General features: G+C 73.6%; 1 protein-coding gene. It reads left to right on the top strand.

Translation table 11 applies throughout. From position 1 onward, the window contains the following. The coding region (locus V5O46_RS31735; protein ID WP_332888193.1) for an acyltransferase domain-containing protein at positions 1–288 on the top strand (288 nt) is incomplete at both ends.

Genomic DNA, 288 nt, shown 5'->3' with positions numbered 1-288 from the left:
AATCGTCGCCCTGCGGTCGCGGCTCATCTCCGAGCGGCTGGCCGGGCGGGGCGGCATGGTCTCCGTGGCCCTGCCCGAGGCCACGGTCAGGGAACGGCTCGCACCGTGGGCCGGGCGTGTCTCCGTCGCCGCGCTCAACGGCCCGTCGTCGGTGGTCCTCAGCGGCGACCCCGAGGCGCTGGACGAGGTGATGGCCGCCTGGTCGGCCGACGGGGTACGACTGCGCCGCATCGCTGTCGACTACGCCTCCCACTCGGCCCATGTCGAGTCCCTCGAAGCGGAGTTGCG

Origin of the sequence: Streptomyces poriticola, assembly GCF_036689765.1 — a bacterium.
Taxonomy (GTDB): domain Bacteria; phylum Actinomycetota; class Actinomycetes; order Streptomycetales; family Streptomycetaceae; genus Streptomyces; species Streptomyces poriticola.
Note: the sequence above shows the minus strand (reverse complement) of the source record. Positions and strands in the feature narration are given on the sequence as shown.